This window comes from Mycolicibacterium arseniciresistens, assembly GCF_030519285.1.
GTDB classification, from domain to species: domain Bacteria; phylum Actinomycetota; class Actinomycetes; order Mycobacteriales; family Mycobacteriaceae; genus Mycobacterium; species Mycobacterium arseniciresistens.
The window spans coordinates 1-2,722 of the sequence record NZ_JAUMSQ010000406.1; the positions used below are offsets into that span (position 1 = coordinate 1).

The 2,722-nt window shown below is 70.2% G+C and carries 5 protein-coding genes; 3 read left to right on the forward strand and 2 right to left on the reverse strand.

What is annotated here, in order from left to right:
• Positions 1-135 precede the first annotated feature (135 nt).
• Positions 136-552, forward strand: a complete 417-nt coding sequence (locus Q2100_RS29335) for a DUF4267 domain-containing protein (protein ID WP_264014524.1) — start codon at positions 136-138, stop codon at positions 550-552.
• Positions 553-570: 18 nt separating this feature from the next.
• On the opposite strand, the gene Q2100_RS29340 is transcribed toward Q2100_RS29335, so the two are convergent.
• Positions 571-969, reverse strand: a complete 399-nt coding sequence (locus tag Q2100_RS29340) for a nuclear transport factor 2 family protein (protein ID WP_302916855.1) — start codon at positions 967-969, stop codon at positions 571-573.
• Positions 970-1,256: 287 nt separating this feature from the next.
• On the opposite strand from Q2100_RS29340, the gene Q2100_RS29345 reads away from it, so the two are divergent.
• Positions 1,257-1,490: a hypothetical protein gene (locus tag Q2100_RS29345; protein WP_302916856.1), complete on the forward strand. Its 234-nt coding sequence runs from the start codon at positions 1,257-1,259 to the stop codon at positions 1,488-1,490.
• A 3-nt stretch (positions 1,491-1,493) separates the two neighbouring features.
• Here Q2100_RS29345 and Q2100_RS29350 read toward each other — a convergent pair whose 3' ends face one another.
• Positions 1,494-2,339, reverse strand: a complete 846-nt coding sequence (locus tag Q2100_RS29350; protein WP_302916858.1) for an alpha/beta fold hydrolase — start codon at positions 2,337-2,339, stop codon at positions 1,494-1,496.
• 104 nt (positions 2,340-2,443) lie between these two features.
• On the opposite strand from Q2100_RS29350, the gene Q2100_RS29355 reads away from it, so the two are divergent.
• On the forward strand, positions 2,444-2,722 hold a 279-nt coding region (locus Q2100_RS29355), incomplete at its 3' end, for a class I SAM-dependent methyltransferase (protein WP_302916857.1).

Below are 2,722 nucleotides of genomic sequence, written 5' to 3' on the forward strand. Positions count from 1 at the left end.
CCGCGGCAAGGATTCCGGTGGCCGCGAGCCGGCCCGGCCCGCCGGGTCGATGGCGCAGGCGCTGCGCGACGCCGGTTTCGGCAGGTGAGCGCGTTCTGAGCATCCCGGCGGGTCGTTGGTCATAGGCTGCCCCTCATGATCATCGACCGAGCCGCTGTCGTCGCAGGCAGCATACGGCTGGCATCCGGCGTGTCGTTCCTCGCCGACCCGCTGCGGGCCAACCGGCTGTGGGGAGAGCCCGACGATCCGGGACCCTCGGCGCGACTCCTGTTGCGGTCCATGGGCTATCGCGACGCCCTGATCGGCGGCCTGCTCCTGGCTGCGGGCCTGCGGGGACGCGACACCCGGGGCTGGTTCCTCGCCTCCGGTGGCGCCGACGCCGCCGACCTGCTCGGTGGCATGAGCGTGCACGACGACCTCAAGCGCGGCCAGCAGATCATCGGACTCGGCGGTGCGGTCGTCGGCATCGGGGTGGGGCTGTGGGGGGCCGCGCGTCGAGGACCCGCGATCAGCCGGCCGGTCCCTACGACCGGCGCGGCCGCGCGGGACTAGCGCGGCCCCCGCGGGCGGCTACCCGGTCGCCGACACCTCCTTGGTGCCGTAGACGCGCTCCATCATCGCCGTGTCGGCGTAGATCTCGACCCGAACGGTCTTCCCGTCGCGCAGCGTGAACACGTCCGCGTCGTGGCTGAGCTCACCATCAGAGGTGACGTCGGTGAGCGCGACCACCGTGTCTCCGTCGCCCAGCAGGCGGTTCACCTTCACCGTGGTCTGTTTCTCCGCCATCCGGCCGAGCAGTTCCCCGAGCTCGGCCTTCCCGTGGTAGGTACCGCTGACCGCGCTGTTGCCCGGCTGGATCCACTCGAGACCGTCGTCGAACAGGCTCATCACCGTGTCGACATCACCGGCCGCGAAGGCCTCGTAACCCCTCTTGATCACCTCGATATTGCGTTCCGTCTCGTCCGACATCTCCCGACTCCCTTCCTGCGATCGCCGGCCGCACCTGGCCGCGGCCGGTCTGAGCCGCAACTGGCCGTGGCCGGTCTAGGGAGTCGCAAATGTCGGGCTCTCGGATCAGTCAGACCACTCGCCGCCGTTTCGAGTATCAGCCCGGGGTCCGGGGCGGATCGGGAATCGGCAGTTGTAAGAACACTTATCTGAATTGCAGGTCCACAAGCGGCGTGGCAACGCGGTGATGTGGGTATTCGCAGAGGTCGGGATCCGACTCAACGAGCGTCTGCTCGAGGAGGTGCATCGTGATCAAGAAAATTGCCGCCGGCGCCATGCTGGCCGGGCTGCTCGCCGCCGGGGCGGTGGTGAACCCGGTTGCCCCCGCAGGTGCGGACCCCCGCGGTTGCTTCGCGCCGTGGATCGATCCGCCGGGGCCCGGGTGTCTGCCGCCGCCGGGTCATCTCAAGGACGGGCCGTGGCCGTTCAACGGTCCTCCGGGACACTGGCCGGTCAATCCGGGCAAGGTCAACCACTGGTAGGACTCAGCGACCGGCGGTCCGCAGGGCCGGGGTGGTCGTGGCGATGAAATCCTCGATCAGGTCGATGACCTGATTGGGCGCCTCGACGTGGGCGAAGTGCCCGACGTCGGGCAACACCTCGAGGCGGTTGCCCGGCCGCACCGCCTGAGCATCGTGCGCGTGCTGGACCGGGATGATCTCGTCGCGTTCACCCCAGATGGCCAGCGACGGCAGCTCGGTGCGCAACTGCAGCCGGCTCAGTGCGCTGACCGCCTGTCCGCGGTAGTCGACCACCGAGCGAAGCGTCTTGAGGAACGCGTCCCTGGTCTGGCGGTCGGCGAACGACGAGTAGGCGTTCCAGATCTCGGCGCCGCGCGGTGACCGCAGCCCGGCCGAGCTCAGCCAGGACCGCACCTTGTTCCCCGCGGCCAGCACCGGGGACGGCGCGATCACGGGCATCACGAGCTCAGCGCCCGGGGCGGACAACAGCCGCAGGATCCAGCCCACGTCCTGGCCGAGGCCGCCACTGCTGATCAGCACCAACCGGTTGCAGTACTCGGGATGCTGATAGAGGAACTGCATAGCGATCCCGCCGCCCAGGGAGTGGCCGACGATGGTGACGCTCTCCACGCCCAGCTCGTCGAGGAAGTCGCGCAACCAGACCGCGAACGCGCCGAGCGAGTAGTCGGTGCGGGGCTTCCCGCTCTGCCCGTGACCGAGCATGTCGGGAGCGATGACGCGGTAGTGCCGCGACAGTCGGGGCATCACCTCGCGCCAGGTCTGCGAGCTGCCCGCCATCCCGTGGATCAGCAGGAGCGTCTCGCCCTCGCCGGCGTCGCGGTAGGCCACCCGCTCGCCGTGCAGTTCCATGTACTCGAGCTCCACCTTGGACCTCCTCGGTCGGTCGCGGCGCCCCCCAACCTTACCGGCCGGTAGTAAGTTGCGGCAGCCCCCGCTGGGTAGGTTTGCCCGTGATGACCGCACGCGACCGGGCCCGCTGGGACGAGCGCTACGCCGCGCGGCCGGCGGTGGACGCCGGCGCGGTGTCCGCGCCGGACGAATTTGCGACGCACGAATCGGTGTTCCCGCGCACCGGGCGGGCCCTCGACCTGGCGTGCGGACAGGGTCGGACCACGGTGTGGCTGGCGCGCCGCGGCATGGACGTCCTCGGTGTCGACGTCTCCGCGGTGGCGATCGCCCAGGCCCGCGACCTGGCGTTGCGGTGCGGCGTCGGGGCCCGCACCCGTTTCGAC